Origin of the sequence: Kitasatospora sp. NPDC059088, from assembly GCF_042738155.1 — a bacterium.
Taxonomy (GTDB): Bacteria; Actinomycetota; Actinomycetes; order Streptomycetales; family Streptomycetaceae; genus Kitasatospora.
Genome location: NZ_JBHYGR010000033.1, coordinates 40,461 through 56,278, shown reverse-complemented (window position 1 = coordinate 56,278; position 15,818 = coordinate 40,461). Strand labels below are relative to the sequence as shown.

Genomic DNA, 15,818 nt, shown 5'->3' with positions numbered 1-15,818 from the left:
CCAGCGTCATTTGTGTAAACGCCACACCCACCGATATATACCATTGCATTGTCGTCGGCAGCTACAGTTGTTTACACGCGACAGCTCCGGGTCCGAGCGCCAGGGCCCGAACCGGAAGCGCCGCGGGAAGCGCGCGACCCGCGGACGCGCTACCCCTCCCGCCGCACCGGCCGCCAGCCGGCCAGGTGCGCGGCCAGGACGGCGCCCGGGTCCGCCGTGGTGTACCGCAGCGCGACCATGGCCGCGGTGATCACGTCGCACAGCTCGCCCTGCAGTTCGGCCACGGTGTGGCTGACGCCCTTGCGCGGGTTGGCGCCGAGCACGCCGAGCAGGGCCTCGGCGACCTCCCCGGCCTCCTCCTGGATCTTCACCACCTGGAGGGGCAGCAACGGCAGTCCGATGGTCGACCGGTGGTCGGACAGGTGGCGGTGGATGTCGTCGACCACCGCCCACTCCGGCGTCCGCCCGACCGCCAGCCGCGCCTCCAACTGCCGCAGGTAGCCCTTGAGCGCGGGCGGCAGCTTCATCCGCTGGGCCTCGGCGAAGGGGACCAGTCGCAGCTCCTGGCCCTCCCCGAGGACCAGCTCCGCCGGGTCGACGTCGACCAGGGCGTGGAAGGCGCGGTGCCGTCGGCCCTCCGGGTCGGAGGCGGCCAGGACCGGGTGGAAAGGGAGCAGCCCGGGCACGTCCAGCCCGGTCTCCTCGCGCAGTTCGCGCACCGCCGTGCGGTACGGCGTCTCGCCGGGCTCGCGGTGGCCGCCGGGGACCACCCAGTGGGCGGGCCACGGGATGTCCGGCCGGTCGTCGCGCAGTTGGAGCAGGACCTCCTGCCGGCCGGTGGTGATGTAGACGTCCACGCTGACGAAATCGTTGTCGGTGCTCAATGCGCCCTCCGTGTCGACGGTGCCCCGCGGTCCGCGCCGTGCCGTGCCGTGCCGCGGCGCCGGACTCCCGGGCTGCTTGCGGCGTACCCGCGGTGTGCCCGCACCGCACCCGGGCAGCGCACCCGCCGCCCCTCACCCGGTCGGCCGATGGCAGCCCGTCCGGCGCACGCCCCCCGTCCGGAGACTCCGACGGGCGTCGCCGTACGCGGGCCCCTAGGGTCTGTGGTGCGCCGACGGTGCCGGGCGCCGGGGCGCACGCCTCCCCGATGCACGCTTCCCCGACGCACCAGGCGTACGCCGTCCTGCCACGCGCCGGTGCACCCGGCAGTACCGCCTGGCCAACCCGAGAGGTGGACCGCCCCATGCACTCCGTCGTCCGCGGCGCCGGCGCGCTCGGCCTGGCCGCGCTGCTGCTCGCGCCCGTCTCCGGTTGCCAGGGCGGCGGCCCGTCCGCCGCCGAGCCCGCGCCCACCTCCCCGGCCACCGGCGCGAGCAGCGGCGGCCCGGCCGCCCAGCGGCTGGACTGGCGGGCCTGCCCGGTCCCGAGCGCCGCGCAGGGCGGCGGCACCGCGCCCGCGAGCGACTGGGAGTGCGCCACCCTCAAGGCCCCGCTGGACCACGCCAAACCCGACGGCGGCACCATCGACCTGGCGCTGATCCGCACCAAGGCCAAGGACGAGCAGCACCGGCTCGGCTCGCTGCTGTTCAACTTCGGCGGCCCCGGCGCCTCCGGGGTGGCCACCCTGCCCGCCCTGGCCGCCGCCTACGCCTCCCTCAACACCCGCTACGACCTGGTGAGTTTCGACCCGCGCGGGGTCGGCGACAGCGCCGGGGTGAAGTGCCTGGACGACCGGGCGGCGGACGTCAACGCCGCCGTCGACAGCACCCCGGAGACCCCCGCCGAGGTCAAGGCCCTGGACGACAGCAACGCCCAGTTCGCCGCCGCCTGCGAGCACAACTCCGGCCCGGTGCTGCCCTACGTGGACACCGAGAGCGCGGCCCGGGACCTCGACCTGATGCGCCAGGTGCTCGGCGACCAGAAGCTCTCCTACTTCGGCATCAGCTACGGCACCCAGCTCGGCGGCGTCTACGCCCACCTGTTCCCGCAGGAGGTCGGCCGGGTCGTGCTGGACTCGGTGGTCGACCCGACGAAGGACCCGGAGCAGAGCGCGCTCGGCCAGGCCCAGGGCTTCCAACTCGCCCTCGACGACTTCATGAAGGCCTGCGCCACCCAGGACGCGGCCGCCTGCCCGACCGGTGGCGGCGGCGCCGAGGGCACCGCGCGGATCACCGACCTGCTGCAGAAGCTCGCCGGGTCGCCGCTGCCCACCAGCAGCGGACGGAAGCTGACCGAGGGCCTGGCCGTCACCGGCATCGCCGGCGCGCTGTACAGCCGGCAGACCTGGCCCGCGCTGGCCTCCGGGCTCACCGAGGCGATGCAGGCGGGCACCGGCGACACCCTGCTCCAGCTCGCCGACTCGCTGAACGGACGCGACCCGCAGGGCCACTACAACAACCTCAACGCGGCCAACCGGGCGATCAGTTGCGTCGACGCCCGGCAGCGCTACTCCGACCAGGACGTGGAGCAGCAACTGCCGCAGTTCCGCGCCGCCTCCCCGGTCTTCGGCGCCTTCACCGCCTGGGGCCTGACCGGCTGCACCGGCTGGCCCGTCCCGGGCAAGGCCGACCACCCGGAGGTCGCCGCCCCCGGCGCCGCCCCGATCCTGGTGGTCGGCACCACCGGGGACCCGGCCACCCCGGTCGAGGGCGCCCGGACCATGGCCCAGCAGCTGGGCGCGGGCGTCGGCGTCACCGTCACGCTCAACGGCGAGGGCCACGGCGGCTACAACACCGGAAACCCGTGCTTGAAGAAGACTGTCGACGCCTACCTGCTGGACGGTACGGTGCCTGCGGACGGGACGACCTGCAGCTGAAGTGGCCCACTGCGACAGTATTCGATTGGCCCTGCGGAATGGTCCAATCGGCCCCTAAGATCATCCGTGTGAACACGCAAGCGAACGAGAACGCCGCCACCGCCGTCCCCAAGGTCGACTTCTACTTCGACCCCGTCTGCCCCTTCGCCTGGATCACCTCGCGCTGGATCCTGGAGGTCGCCCGCCAGCGTGAACTCGACCTCACCTTCCGGGTGATGAGCCTGTCCGTGCTCAACGAGGGCCGCACCGACCTGCCGGAGCGCTACCAGCGCCTGATGACCACCGGCTGGGGCCCGGTCCGGGTCTGCATCGCCGCCGCCGAACAGCACGGCGAGCACGTGCTGCGCGACCTGTACACCGAGCTCGGCACCCGCTTCCACGACCAGGACCGGGAGGCCGACGACACCGTCATCCGCGAGGCCCTGGTCGCCGCCGGACTGCCCGAGGAGCTCGCCGAGGCGGCCAACAGCACCGCGTACGACATCGCGCTGCGCAAGAGCCACCACGAGGGCATGGACCCGGTCGGCGAGGAGGTCGGCACCCCGACCATCCACGTGGACGGCACGGCCTTCTTCGGCCCGGTGCTGAGCGCGATCCCGCGCGGCGAGGACGCGCTGCGGGTCTTCGAGGGCGTCCGGCTGCTGGCCGGCTACCCGAAGTTCTTCGAGCTCAAGCGGACCCGGACCGGGTCGCTCGACTTCTCCTGACCGGCGCTCTCTCCTGACCGGCGCCTTCCGATGACCGGCGATCGCCGCCCCGCCACCGCCACGGGGCACGCTTCGGGACGGGGGTGGGCGGCGTGACCACGGATCCGCGAGGGCCGTTCGAGTCGGGTCGGCCGAGCAGGCAGGTCGAACAGGTCGAACAGGTCGGGCCGGTTGAGCCGGGCGAACTGGTCGAGCCGGGCGAACTGGTCGAGCGGGTCGACGAGCACGACCGGGTGCTCGGCGTGGTCGAACGCGGCGAGGCGATCCGCCGCGGCTGGCTGCACCGGGTCGCCACCACCGTCTGCCGCGATCCGTCCGGCCGGGTGCTGGTGCACCGCCGCCCGGACGGCGCCGGCCGCTTCGGCGGGTGCCACGACGTGATGCTGGGCGGCGCACTGCGGGTGGGGGAGTCGTACGCCGCCGGGGCGCGGCGGGAGCTGGCGGAGGAGCTCGGGGTGAGCGTGCCGGTGCGCCACCGGTTCACCTTCCTCTGCCGGGGCGCGATCGCCCCGTACTGGCTGGGCGTGCACGAGGCCGTGCTGCCGCCGGACCTGATCGACCCCGACGCGGTCGATCCGGCCGCGGTCGCCCGGTACGGCTGGCTGACCCTGCCCGAGCTGGCCGGCGCCGTACGGCGGTGGCCGTTCGTGCCGGACGGGCAGGTGGCGTTCCGCCGGTACCTGCTCGGGCTCCCGTCCGGGGCCGGAGGGGTCGACCATGGAGGGGTGGGCGCCGAGCCGGGGCCCGGCTGAGGCCCGGCGGCGCCCGAGAGGCGGTGAGCGTGGATGATCGTCCGAACGCGCCCGGGTGCCGCCCGCCACGCCGCGACCCCGCCCGGCGGCGGCAAGGGCCCGGGCCCCGGCGGCTGGGGCGGCCCGGGCCGAGGCCCCGGCTCCGGCCGCGGACCGGGGCAGGGCCCCGGCGGCACCCCGCCCAAGCCGCCCCCGCCCGCGCTGCGGCGCTGGCTGCTGCCGGTCGCCGTGCTGCTGACCCTGCTGCTCCTGGTGCTGCTGGCCAAGCCCGCCCCGACCGGCCCCCGCTACGGCTACACCGACCTGCTCAACCGGGTCGACGCCGGCCAGGTGCAGACCGTGGACGTCAGCGACACCGGCGGCGTGTCCGGCACCCTCAAGGACGGCACCCGGTTCACCAGCCAGATCCCGACCGCCCTGGACACCTCCCAGCTCGGCAAGGCGCTCTCCGACCAGCACGTGAACGTCACCGGCAGCCGGTCCGGCGGCAGCTCGATCTGGTCGACCCTGCTGCTGTTCCTGCCGCTGCTGCTCTTCGGCGGGCTGTTCCTCTGGTCCGGCCGGCTGGCCGCGCGGTCGCTCGGCGGCGGGCTCAGCGCCATCGGCCGCTCCCGGGCGAAGATCATCGAGGCCGAGCGGCCCGCCACCGGCTTCGCCGACGTCGCCGGGTACGAGGGGGTGAAGCAGGAGGTCAGCGAGGTGGTCGACTACCTGCGCAGCCCGGAGCGCTACGCCGCCGCCGGGGCCAAGGGGCCGCGCGGAGTGATCATGGTCGGCCCGCCGGGCACCGGCAAGACGCTGCTCGCCCGGGCGGTCGCCGGCGAGGCCTCGGTGCCCTTCCTGTCCGTCACCGGCTCCGGTTTCGTCGAGATGTTCGTCGGCGTCGGCGCCTCCCGGGTCCGCGACCTGTTCGACGAGGCCCGCAAGCGCGCACCGTCCATCGTCTTCATCGACGAGATCGACGCCGTCGGCGGGCGCCGCGCGGGCGGCACCCGGATCGGCGGCAACGACGAACGCGAGCAGACCCTCAACCAGCTGCTCTCCGAGATGGACGGCTTCGACCAGAGCACCGGCATCGTCGTCATCGCCGCCACCAACCGGCCGGACGCCCTCGACCCCGCCCTGCTGCGCCCCGGCCGCTTCGACCGGCAGGTCGTCGTGCCGCTGCCCAACCAGGCCGAGCGGGCGGCCATCCTCGCCGTGCACACCCGCGGCAAGACCCTCGCCCCGGACACCGACCTGGACCGGATCGCCCGCGGCACCCCCGGCTTCTCCGGGGCCGACCTCGCCAACCTGGTCAACGAGGCCGCCATCAACGCCGTGCGCGCCGACCGGTCCACCCTCACCGCCGCGGACCTCGACGACGCCCGCGACCGGGTGCTGCTGGGCCGCCGGGAGTCCTCCAACGCGCTGCTGCCCGAGGAGCGGCACTCCGTCGCCGTCCACGAGTCCGGGCACGCGCTGATGGCCGCGCTGTGCGAGCACGCCGACCCGGTCGCCAAGGTGACCATCCTCCCGGCCGGGGTCGCCCTCGGCGCCACCGAGCAACTCCCCGAGGCGGAACGGCACCTGTACAGCGAGAGCTACCTGAACGACCTGCTCGCCGTGCAGCTCGGCGGGCGCGCCGCCGAACTGGTGGTCTTCGGCGAGGGCTCCACCGGCGCCGCCAACGACCTCGCCAACGCCACCTCGGTGGCCACCCGGATGGTCCGCGAGTTCGGCCTCTCCCCGGACCTCGGCCCGGTCGGCTACTCCAGCGGCTCCCCGCAGTACCTCGGCGAGCACCCCGACGACCTGCTGCGCCGCCCGTACTCCGAGCAGACCCAGCGCGCGGTGGACGAGGCGGTGGCCGGGCTGCTGCGCGGCGCCGAGCGGCGGGCCCTCGGGCTGCTGCGCGAACACCGGCACCACCTGGACGAGTTGGCGGCGCTGCTGGTCGCCCAGGAGACGGTGGACGGCACCCTGGTGCTCGACATCCTGCGGCACCCGGCGCCGGGGACGCCCGGGGCGGACGGGAGCGGGGGCGCAGGGACGGCACCCTGAGGCGGGGGGCGGTGCGGCCGGGGTGGATGATGGCGTGGTACCGATCCGAAGGAGCCCGACCATGACCGAAACCCTGCCCGCGGACGTCCAGCGCGAGATCGCCCTGGCCCTCGGAGTGGTGCCCGTCACCGACCCCGCGAAGGAGGCCGAGCGCCGGATCGCCTTCCTCGCCGACCAGCTGCGGGCCTCGGGCGCCCGCACCCTGGTGCTGGGGATCAGCGGCGGCGTGGACTCCACCACCACCGGGCGGCTCTGCCAGCTCGCCGTCGAGCGGCTGCGCGCCGAGGGGCACCAGGTGGCCTTCACGGCCATGCGACTGCCGTACGGCGTCCAGGCGGACGAGGCGGACGCCCAGCGGGCCCTCGACTTCATCCGGGCCGACGAGGTGCTGACGGTCGACGTCAAGCCCGCGACCGACGCCGCCTTCGACGCCCTGCTGACGGCGGGCGTCACCTTCCGCGACCACGCCCACGAGGACTTCGTGCGCGGCAACGTCAAGGCCCGCCAGCGGATGGTCGTCCAGTACGCGGCCGCGGGGGCGAGCGGCGGCCTGGTGGTCGGCACCGACCACGCGGCCGAGGCGGCCGTCGGCTTCTTCACCAAGTTCGGCGACGGCGCGGCCGACGTGATGCCGCTCTCCGGTCTGACGAAGCGTCAGGTCCGCGCGGTGGCGGCCCACTTGGGTGCGCCCGAGGAGCTGGTCGGCAAGGTCCCCACCGCAGACCTGGAGGACCTCGCCCCCGGCAAGGCCGACGAGGACGCCCTCGGCGTCGAGTACGGTGACCTGGACGACTTCCTGGAGGGCCGCCCGGTCAGCGAGCAGGTCTTCGACACTGTCCTTGGCCACTACCGCCGCACCGAGCACAAGCGCGCCCTGCCGATCACCCCGGGCCAGGCGTGACCGACCCGGACGCCCGCGCGGGGCGCGCGGCCGGGGCGGTCCTCGGCGCGGCCGTGGGCGACGCCCTCGGCGCACCGTACGAGTTCGGCCCGGCCGGCGCGCTGAGCGCCCGCTTCCCGCTCGGTGGTGCGGAGCTGGTCGCGGGCGGCGGCTGGGACCTCGGCGAGGCCACCGACGACACCCAGATGGCTGTCCTGGTCGCCGAATCCCTGCTCGAACGGGGTGGGTTGGACCTCCCGGACATCTTCGACCGGTTCCGCCGCTGGGCCGCCGCCGAGCCCAAGGACATCGGCATCCAGACCGAGTCCGTCCTCACCAACGGCTACGCCTGGGACCTCGCGGCCGCCGTCCACTTCAACACCACCCTGCGCGCCGCGGGCAACGGTTCGCTGATGCGGGCGGCCACCTCCGCCGTCGCCTTCGCCAGCGCCGGGCGGGAGGCCACCATGGCCGCCGCCCGGCGGATCGCCGCGCTCACCCACGGCGACCGGGCCGCCTGGGAGGGCACCGCGGTCTTCCACGAGCTGGTCCGGCTCGCCCTCGACGGCACCGACCCGCTCGCCGAACTCCCCACCGTGCTGGCCGCCGTGGACCCGGACGACCGTGAGCGCTACGCCACCGTCCTGGCCCCGGACTGGCACCCCGACCGGGCCGCCGAGCCCAACGGCGCGATCTGGCCCTGCCTCGGCTCGGCCGTCTGGGCCCTGCGCACCACCGACGGCTTCGAGGCGGCCGTCCACGCCGCCGTCGACCTCGGCGGCGACACCGACACCGTCGCGGCCGTCACCGGCGGCCTGGCCGGGGCCCGCTACGGGCTCGCGGCGATCCCGGCCCGCTGGACCGAGCCGCTGCACGTGCCCCTGCCGGGCTCCGGCGGCCGGGTGCTGCGGGCGCCCGATCTGATCGCGATGGCGGCGCGGCTGGCGGCCTGAGCCTCGGGGTGCGGGGCGGCTGCGGTGGCCGGCCGGGGTGGCGAACAGGGCTGCCTCCGGCCCCCCTTGATCGTTCCGGCGTGCGGCTCGCTACCGTACGTCGTGGAACGGTTCGACGTCGAAGGGGGAGACGGCATGGCTGACATGACGGTGCGTCCGGTGGCCCGTGTGGTGGGTGGCCGGGAGGACGTGCGGGACGACGGGTGGGGCGGTGTCGCGGCGGTGATCCGGCTGGACGCCGGGCAGTTCACCGAGGAGTCGCTGTACGGGCTGGACCTGCACGTCACCGGTCTGGACGCGGTGGCGGGCACGCCGGTGCTCGACATCAAGCCGTACCTGGCCGAGTTCGGCCCGCGCGGTGGGCTCCGGCAGCCCGCGTGGTCGACCGAGCTGATGCGCGCCTACTACGACGGCGAGGTCTGAGCGGTGACGGAGCAGCGGCTCGCGGTGGTGTCCGGCGGCGGGACGGGGATCGGGCGGGCGATCGCCGCCCGGCTGGCCGGGGACGGGTGCCGGGTGGTGGTCCTGGGGCGTCGGGCGGCCGTGCTGGAGGAGGCCCGGGCGGAGATCGAGCGCACCGCCGGGCCGGGGGCCGTGGTGCCGCTGGCGGGTGACCTGGCGGATCCGGCGGCGGTCGAGCGGGTGGCCGCCCGGATCGCCGAACTCGGTCCGGTGGACGTGCTGGTGAACAACGCGGGTGCGATCATCACTCCGCCCGAGGACGACGGCCTGGCCGCGCTGGCCGCCTCCTGGCGGCGGGACCTGGACACCAATCTGCTGACCGCCGTGCTGCTGACCACCGCGCTCCAGGGGGTGCTGCGCCGGCCCGGCGGCCGCCTGGTGGTGATCAGTTCGGCGGCCGCCCAGCGCGGTGGGGCGGGCCCGCACTCGGCGGGCTCGTACGCGGCCGCGAAGGCGGCGCTGCACGGCTGGGCGTTCGGCCTGGCCCGGCAGTTGGGGCCGGACGGGATCACGGTGAACGTGCTGGCCCCGGGCTACGTGGCGGACACCGAGATCTTCGGCGTGGACCGGGACGAGGAGTTCCACGCCCGGAAGGTCGCCGACACCCTGGTCGGCCGGGCCGGCACGCCCGAGGACGTGGCCGAGGCGGTGGCCTACATCGCCTCGCCGGCGGCCGGTTACCTCACCGGGCAGGTGATCGGGCTGAACGGGGGCGCGGTGCTGGGTCGATGAGCGGCTCCGCCGGGCGGACGAGCCGTTCATCGGACGTCTACCGCCGCTGCCTACGGTGAGTGCCCGTACGAACCGGGCCCGACCACAGGAGTCTCCGCTGTCCAGGATCATCACCACCGCCCTGCCCGCGCACGGGCACGTCAGCCCGCTGCTGGCCATCTCCGCCGACCTCGCCGCGCGCGGCCACGAGGTGGTCTTCCTGGGCGGCTCGCGCTTCGCGGAGGCGGCCGGGCGGGCCGGGGTGCGCTTCGCCGCGCTGCCCGCCGAGGCCGACTGGGACGACCGCGACCTCGACGGCTCCTTCCCGGGTCGGGCGGAGCTGGCGCCCGGCCCGGAGCGGATCGCCTTCGACGTGCGGCACGTCTTCCTGGACCCGGTGCCCCACCAGTACCGGGCCCTGCTCGCGCTGTTGGCGGAGTTCCCGGCCGACGCCGTCGTCGCGGACGCCTTCGTCCAGGGCGTGCTGCCGCTGGCGCTCGCCCGTCCGAGGGCGCAGCGCCCGGCGCTGATCGGGGTCGGGACCACCCCGGCGATGCTGCCGAGCGCGGACACCGCGCCGTTCGGGCTGGCGCTGCCGCCGCTGCCGGGGGAGGAGGGCCGGATCCGCAACCGCTCCCTGCGGGAGGAGGTGGACCGGCGCGGCGAGCCCTTGCAGCGGTACGCGGAGAAGGTGTTCGCGGAGGCGGGCGTCCAGCTGCCGGAGGGGCCGCGCGGGCTGGCCCAGGTGACGGTGCCGGACGCGTACCTCCAGCTGACCGTGCCGGGCTTCGAGTACCCGCGCTCCGACGCGCCCGCCTCGTACCGGCTGATCGGCGCGCTGCCGGGCAACGTCGGCGAGGAGCAGCCGCTGCCCGGGTGGTGGGCGGAGCTGACCGGTGAGCGGCCGGTCGTGGTGGTGACCCAGGGGACGCTGGCCAACGACGACCTGGGCGAGCTGGTCGTCCCGACGGTCCGCGCGCTGGCGGACCGGGACGTGCTGGTGGTGGCCGCCACCGTCCGCCCGGACGGGCCGGCGGAGCTGGCCGAACTGCTGGGCGGCCGGCTGCCGGAGAACGTCCGGGCCGCCGGGTACGTGCCGTTCGACCGGCTGCTGCCGCACACCGACGTGCTGGTGAGCAACGGCGGCTACGGCGGGGTGCAGACCGCGCTGCGGTACGGGGTGCCGGTGGTGGTGGCCGGGGCGAGCGAGGACAAGCCGGAGGTCGCGGCCCGGGTGCAGTGGGCCGGTGTGGGGCTGGACCTGCGCACCGGCCGCCCGGCCCCGGAGGCGGTCGGCCGGGCGGTGGAGCAGGTGCTCGCCGAGGGCCGGTTCCGCGAACGGGCCCGCGCGCTGGGCGCGGAGTTCGCGGAGTACCGGCCGTTCGACACCATCGCCGAGCTGGTCGACTCGCTCTGAACCGCTCGGCTCGCTCTGAGCAGGTCGGCTCGGGCCGGGTCGGGCGGCTCGCGCCGGGCCGGCCGGGCCGGTCAGTCCCCGTCGGCGTCCGGCTCCGTGGTGGGCGTGGCGGCGGCCCCGCCCTTGCTGATGCCGAGCTTGGCCTCGGCCGTCGTCCAGTCGGTGGCGATCGCCTGCTGGGCGGCGGCCAGGGTGACCTGGCCCTTGCAGATCGCGGTGTGGAGGTGGGTCTCCACCGAGTCCTTGGGGTTGTTCGGACCCTTGCCCGGGACGTGGCCGGGGGAGGGCGGCTGGACCCACAGGTTGCGCGGGTCGTTGGGGTCGCCGCCGAGCTGGAGGCTGATCAGGTGGTCGTACTCGGCGTCGCCCATCGGGCCGGTGTAGCCGTAGGACTTGGCGTTCTCGGCCTTCTCCTTGCCGGTGACGTTCACCGGCGGGCGGATGGTCGAGGTGTAGCCGCCCGGCTTGCAGATGGTGTCGTTGATGGTGCCCTGGTTGACCGCGGGGCTGATCGCGCCCGGGGTGCAGTTCGGGTCGGGCAGCGGCTGCTTGTCCGCCGTGTAGCGGTAGTGGCAGCTGCCCGCCGCGGGCTGCGGCTGGGCGTCGTAGGAGCTCTTCGGCCCGGGGCCGGTCACGATCGCGGCCGGGACGGGCTGGGCGGCGTCCCCGGCGGCCGCCGGGGCGGAGCCGTGGGCGCTGCTGCTGTGGGCGGAGGCCTTGCCGCCGGAGCCGTCCTTGGCGGTGTGGCCGCCGCCGGACGAGCAGCCTGCGGCGGCGGCGAGCAGGACGGCCGCGGCTATGGCGAGGGCGCCTCGGGCGGGTGCCGGCACGGAGTTCCTCCAGGTCGTTGCGGTGGCACGGGCGGCCGGCCGACGAAGGTGCCGGGGGCCGCGCCAGCGGACACTACCGTGTGGAGGGGGCCGAAGGGGTGACGCCACGTCCGGCGCGGGAGGACGGCGGCGGGCGCGCGGAATCGTTTTCGCACTCCTGACGCGTCGACGGGCCTGCCACCGCCCGGCCCCGGCGAGGCCCCGGCGAGGGCACCCGGGGCCGGCGGGACCGTCAGACCGACCGCAGCGCCGTGATCCAGTCGCTGATCAGGTCCTCCAGCACGCCCAGCGGCAGGCTGCCGTGCCCGATCACCTCGTGGTGGAACTCCCGCACGTCGAAGAGCCCGCCGAGCTCGGCCCGGGCCCGCTCGCGGTGCCGGACGATCTCCCGACGCCCGATCAGGTACGCGGTGGCCTGGCCCGGCCAGGCGATGTAGCGGTCGATCTCGTTGCGGACGTTGGCCTCCGGGGTGGCCGTGTTGTCCCGCAGGTAGGCCATCGCCCGCTCCCGGGACCAGCCGTAGTGGTGCAGCCCGGTGTCCACCACCAGGCGCACCGCGCGCAGCGCGTCCATCGACAGCATGCCGAAGCGGGACAGCTCCGAGCCGTACAGGCCCATCTCGTCGGCCAGCCGCTCGGTGTACAGGCCCCAGCCCTCGACGTGCGCGGTCAGCTGGCCGTTCGGCCGCTGCCGGAACTCCGGCAGGTGGTGCAGGGTGCGGGCGAGCGCGAGCTGCAGGTGGTGGCCGGGCACGCTCTCGTGGAAGGCGATCGCCTCGTACTCGTAGCTGAACCGGCTCCCGGGGTTCAGCGTGTTGATCCAGTGGGTGCCGGGCAGTCCGCCCGGGCCCGGCGGCTGGTAGTAGGCCAGCGGCGCGGTCTCCGCCTCCAGCGGGTCGATCTCCCGGGTCACGCAGTCGGCGATCGGGTACGGGCGGAACCAGTCGGTGGAGGCGCGCCGGGCCCGGTCCAGGGCGCCGTCCACCAGGGCGACCATCTCGGCCGCGCTGGTGAAGCGCAGCGAGCGGTCCTCGCGCAGTGCGGTCAGCACCTCGTCGGTGCCGCTGATGCCGAGCACCCGGGCGCCCAGCTCGCCGAACTCCTCGCGCAGCGCCGCCACCGTCTCCAGGCCGATCCGGTGCACCTCCTCCGGGCCCAGCCCCGGCCGGGTGAAGCGGCCGACGGCGTCCGCGTAGCCCTCGTCGCCGCCGGGCACGTAGCAGACCCCGGCCTCGGCGTCCGGGCGGGCGGCCGGTGCCAGCCGCTGGGCCAGCCCGGCCCGGTAGCGGGCCACGGCCGGGCGCACGCCCTCGCGGACGATGGCCCGGGCCCGCTCGAACTCCCGGCGGCCCTGGAGCGGGCGCAGCAGCTGGTCGGCGGTCGGGTCGGCGGCCAGGTAGCCGTCCAGCTGGGTGATGGCGGCGTCCACGCCGCTGCGCAGCGGGTGGCGGCCCTCGGCGGCGGCGTCCAGGCTGCGGCGCAGGACGGCGTCGAAGTAGCCGGGCAGGCCGGCCAGCCGCTCCAGGTAGGCGTCGGTGCCCTCGTGGTCGACGGCGGTCATGGCGAGCGAGGTGAAGACCGTGTTGTGCGGGGCGACGATGGTCGCGGAGACGCTGACCTCGGCGAGTCCGTGGGTGATCCGGCCGTCGTTGTCGTCGATCAGCCGGGCGAGCACCCGGTGGGTGGTGCGGTCCTCGCCGGCCAGTCCGTCCAGCGGGACGGCGGCCAGCCGGGCGGCCAGGCCGCGGAGCACCTCGCGGTGGCGCAGGGCGGCCGCGCGGGACGGGTCGGGCACCTCGTGGGCGTAGCCCTCGGTGCCGGAGAGGGTGGCCTCGAAGGGGTCGTGGCCGTTCTCGGCGGCGAAGAACTCGTCCGCGAGGGCGGCCAGTTCGGTGTGGTGGGCGGGGACGGCTCGGTGGGACGTGTCGTTCGGCTGCTCGGTCATGGTCGCTCCCGGGTCCGGTGGGGGCAGTGCGACACGGGTTCCCTGAGGGCCCGATCGGGCCGATTATTCGGAGTCGGCCACGGCGCGGTCAATACGCACCGGGGGGAGAGCAGTTCGGGCCGCCGACGGTGAACGCGCCACCGGGGACGGCGTCTTCGGCAGGCCCGCAGGTACCGGGCGGGTACCGGGCAGCGGGCACAGGGCGCCAGGTGCCGGACACCGGGCATGACGGTGCCGGCGTCCGTCCTCCCTGGACGAACGCCGGCACCGGTGGAGCGAGGGGGTCCGGTGGCCGGCCCCCGGAGGGGCTCAGCTGCCCTGGGCCTCCTTGGCGGCCTTCTCGGCGGCCTCCTTCTCGTGCTTCGCCTTGATCCGGGCGGTCTCCTTGCGGACGTCCACCTGGTTGGCGCGCTCGTGCTGGAGCCACAGCGGGTTCTCGGCCTTGAGGGCGTCGACCTCGGCGGTGGTCAGCGCCTCGGTCACGCCGCCGCGGGCCAGGCCCGCGATGGAGATGCCGAGCTTGCCGGCGATCACCGGGCGCGGGTGCGGGCCGTTCTTGCGCAGCTCCTGGAGCCACTGCGGCGGCTCGGCCTGCAGCGCGCTGAGCTCCTCGCGGGAGACCACGCCCTCCTGGAAGTCGGTCGGCGCGGCCGCGAGGTAGATCCCCAGCTTCTTGGCCGCCGTGGCCGGCTTCATGGTCTGGCTGGTCTTCTGCTTGAGCGATGTCATGGAACAAGGGTAAGGGAGTGCGCGGGCGCTTCCGGTCACGGTCGGTAGCCTTGCCCTGTGACAGACATGCAGGTGAACCAGCCCTTCCGGCTCGCGTACGTCCCGGGCGTGACCCCCGGCAAATGGGCCCGGGTGTGGATCGAACGGCTTCCGGACGTCCGGCTCGACCTCGTCGCGGTGCCCTCCACCGACGGTGAGCGGATCCTGCGCGAGGGCGCGGTGGACGCCGGACTGGTCCGGCTGCCGGTCGACAAGGACGTGCTGAGCGCGATCCCGCTGTACACGGAGACCACCGTGGTGGTCTTCCCCAAGGACCACTGGCTGGCCGCCGCGGAGGAGGTCGCCCTCGACGAGCTCGCCGACGAGGTGGTCTTCCACCCGCTGGACGACACCCTCGGCTTCACGGCCGGGACCCTGCCCGGGCGCCCGGCGATCGCCCGCCCGGACACCACGGCGGACGCGGTCGAGCTGGTGGCGGCCAACGTCGGCGTGCTGCTGGTGCCCCAGTCGCTGGCCCGGCTGCACCACCGGCGGGACCTCACCTACCGGACGGTGCCGGAGGCGCCGCAGTCGCAGGTCGCGCTGTCCTGGCCGCAGGAGCGGACCACGGACCTGGTGGAGGAGTTCATCGGGATCGTCCGGGGGCGCACCGTCAACAGCTCGCGCGGCCGCGGGGCCGGACAGCCGGCCGACGCCCCGGCGGAGAGCCGGCCGAAGAAGGCGGCGGCGCCGCGGAAGCCGCAGCAGCAGAAGGCCGGCGGCCAGAAGGCGGGTGCGCAGAAGGCGGGCGGCCAGCGGACCGGCGCGCAGAAGGGCCGGGGCGGCCCGGCCGCGGCCCGGCGCGGTAAGCCGAAGCGGCGCTCCTGACCGCCGCGCGGGAGTAGCGTCGGCCCCGTTCCGGACGGCCGTTCCGGAGCGTCCTGGTGGGAGGAGCGGGGCCGTGTGGCATGACCTGGTGGTCGTCCAGATTCCGATCGTGGAGAAGGTCCTCCGGACGATCGCCGTCTACGTGCTGATCCTGGTGCTGTTCCGGCTGGCCGGGAAGCGCGGGCTGGCGGGGCTGAACACCTTCGACATGGTGGTCGTGTTCCTGCTCTCCAACGTGGTGCAGAACGCGATCATCGGCAACGACAACAGCCTGCTGGGCGGCGCGATCGGCGCCGTCACCCTGATCGCGGTGAACGCCGGGGTGACCCGCTGGCTGGCCCGCGATCCGCGGGCCGCGCGGCTCCTGGAGGGGGCGCCCACCACGGTGGTCCGCGACGGCGCGCTGGTGCCCGGCGCGCTGCGCGAGCTGGCGCTGCGACCGTCCGAGCTGGAGCACGCGATCCGGGTCCAGAACGGCGACGACGTGAGCGACGTGGCGCGGGCCCGGCTGGAGCCGGACGGGCAGCTGCTGGTCACCCTGCGGGAGGCCGAGCGGAGCGCGACCAAGGGCGACGTCGACGAGCTGCGGGAGCGGCTGGCGACGATCGAGCGGCTGCTGACCACGCTCGCCGAGGAGCGCCGCCCGCCGCGCTGACCGCCTGCCTGCTGCCTGCCGCCTGCGGGCCGCAGGCTTCGGGCCGACG

General features: G+C 75.1%; 15 protein-coding genes. 11 read left to right on the top strand and 4 right to left on the bottom strand.

Annotated elements, in window-relative coordinates:
• Window positions 1–149: 149 nt before the first annotated feature.
• Window positions 150–884 carry an NUDIX domain-containing protein gene (locus tag ACFWXO_RS17365; RefSeq protein ID WP_380524762.1) on the bottom strand — a complete coding sequence of 245 codons (735 nt, stop codon included), beginning with the start codon at window positions 882–884 and terminating at the stop codon, window positions 150–152.
• Between the two features lie 362 nt (window positions 885–1,246).
• Here ACFWXO_RS17365 and ACFWXO_RS17360 point away from each other — a divergent pair, with 362 nt between their 5' ends.
• The 9 genes from ACFWXO_RS17360 (at window position 1,247) to ACFWXO_RS17320 (ending at window position 10,743) form a co-directional block, all read left to right on the top strand.
• Entirely contained in the window at window positions 1,247–2,818 is a 1,572-nt protein-coding gene (locus tag ACFWXO_RS17360; protein ID WP_380524761.1) for an alpha/beta hydrolase, read from the top strand.
• A gap of 68 nt (window positions 2,819–2,886) precedes the next feature.
• On the top strand, window positions 2,887–3,525 hold the full coding sequence (locus ACFWXO_RS17355; RefSeq protein WP_375886101.1) for a DsbA family protein: 639 nt from the start codon (window positions 2,887–2,889) through the stop codon (window positions 3,523–3,525).
• 92 nt (window positions 3,526–3,617) lie between these two features.
• Complete coding sequence (locus ACFWXO_RS17350; RefSeq protein WP_380524760.1) at window positions 3,618–4,277, top strand: NUDIX hydrolase; 660 nt, start codon at window positions 3,618–3,620, stop codon at window positions 4,275–4,277.
• A 33-nt stretch (window positions 4,278–4,310) separates the two neighbouring features.
• The gene (ftsH, locus tag ACFWXO_RS17345) at window positions 4,311–6,320 is read left to right on the top strand and encodes an ATP-dependent zinc metalloprotease FtsH (RefSeq protein ID WP_380524759.1); all 2,010 of its coding nucleotides are present in this window, start codon (window positions 4,311–4,313) and stop codon (window positions 6,318–6,320) included.
• 61 nt (window positions 6,321–6,381) lie between these two features.
• On the top strand, window positions 6,382–7,221 hold the full coding sequence (gene nadE, locus ACFWXO_RS17340) for an ammonia-dependent NAD(+) synthetase (RefSeq protein WP_375886107.1): 840 nt from the start codon (window positions 6,382–6,384) through the stop codon (window positions 7,219–7,221).
• The gene (locus ACFWXO_RS17335) at window positions 7,218–8,153 is read left to right on the top strand and encodes an ADP-ribosylglycohydrolase family protein (protein ID WP_380524757.1); all 936 of its coding nucleotides are present in this window, start codon (window positions 7,218–7,220) and stop codon (window positions 8,151–8,153) included. The genes nadE and ACFWXO_RS17335 overlap by 4 nt, the downstream gene beginning before the upstream one ends.
• A gap of 144 nt (window positions 8,154–8,297) precedes the next feature.
• Entirely contained in the window at window positions 8,298–8,576 is a 279-nt protein-coding gene (locus tag ACFWXO_RS17330) for a TrmO family methyltransferase (RefSeq protein WP_380524782.1), read from the top strand.
• Window positions 8,577–8,579: 3 nt separating this feature from the next.
• Entirely contained in the window at window positions 8,580–9,347 is a 768-nt protein-coding gene (locus ACFWXO_RS17325) for an SDR family NAD(P)-dependent oxidoreductase (protein WP_380524756.1), read from the top strand.
• A gap of 55 nt (window positions 9,348–9,402) precedes the next feature.
• Window positions 9,403–10,743 carry a glycosyltransferase gene (locus tag ACFWXO_RS17320; RefSeq protein WP_380524754.1) on the top strand — a complete coding sequence of 447 codons (1,341 nt, stop codon included), beginning with the start codon at window positions 9,403–9,405 and terminating at the stop codon, window positions 10,741–10,743.
• Between the two features lie 71 nt (window positions 10,744–10,814).
• Here ACFWXO_RS17320 and ACFWXO_RS17315 read toward each other — a convergent pair whose 3' ends face one another.
• The 3 genes from ACFWXO_RS17315 to ACFWXO_RS17305 all read right to left on the bottom strand — a co-directional run bounded on the left by ACFWXO_RS17315 (window position 10,815) and on the right by ACFWXO_RS17305 (window position 14,247).
• Complete coding sequence (locus tag ACFWXO_RS17315) at window positions 10,815–11,573, bottom strand: hypothetical protein (protein WP_375886118.1); 759 nt, start codon at window positions 11,571–11,573, stop codon at window positions 10,815–10,817.
• Window positions 11,574–11,805: 232 nt separating this feature from the next.
• Complete coding sequence (locus ACFWXO_RS17310; RefSeq protein ID WP_380524753.1) at window positions 11,806–13,518, bottom strand: DUF885 domain-containing protein; 1,713 nt, start codon at window positions 13,516–13,518, stop codon at window positions 11,806–11,808.
• Window positions 13,519–13,827: 309 nt separating this feature from the next.
• A complete protein-coding gene (locus tag ACFWXO_RS17305) occupies window positions 13,828–14,247 on the bottom strand; it encodes a DUF5997 family protein (RefSeq protein ID WP_375886123.1) in 420 nt (139 codons plus the stop codon).
• A 57-nt stretch (window positions 14,248–14,304) separates the two neighbouring features.
• Between ACFWXO_RS17305 and ACFWXO_RS17300 the strand changes: the two genes are divergently transcribed.
• Together ACFWXO_RS17300 and ACFWXO_RS17295 are read left to right on the top strand one after the other, a co-directional pair.
• On the top strand, window positions 14,305–15,114 hold the full coding sequence (locus ACFWXO_RS17300; protein WP_380396092.1) for a LysR substrate-binding domain-containing protein: 810 nt from the start codon (window positions 14,305–14,307) through the stop codon (window positions 15,112–15,114).
• A 73-nt stretch (window positions 15,115–15,187) separates the two neighbouring features.
• On the top strand, window positions 15,188–15,769 hold the full coding sequence (locus tag ACFWXO_RS17295) for a DUF421 domain-containing protein (protein WP_380524752.1): 582 nt from the start codon (window positions 15,188–15,190) through the stop codon (window positions 15,767–15,769).
• The last annotated feature ends 49 nt before the right edge of the window (window positions 15,770–15,818 follow it).